Genomic DNA, 250 nt, shown 5'->3' with positions numbered 1-250 from the left:
GGCGGGCTCGCCGTGACCGTACGGGTACCGACGGGGCGTCAGTCCTCGGCGAGGAGCCCGCGGGCGGCGGCCCAGGCCGGGAGCCCGGCGAGCACCTCCCGGTAGAACGTCGCGTCGGGTACGTCGCGGGGGGCGGGCCCGGCGTGGAAGAAACCCGCGTGCTCGGCGTCCAGTTTGCGCAGGAAGTCGAAGGCCTTCGAGTCCTCGTCACCGAACGCGACGAACTGGAAGACTGTCTCTTATACACATC

The organism is Streptomyces sp. NRRL WC-3549, from assembly GCF_000721935.1.
GTDB lineage: Bacteria > Actinomycetota > Actinomycetes > Streptomycetales > Streptomycetaceae > Streptomyces.
Note: the sequence above shows the minus strand (reverse complement) of the source record.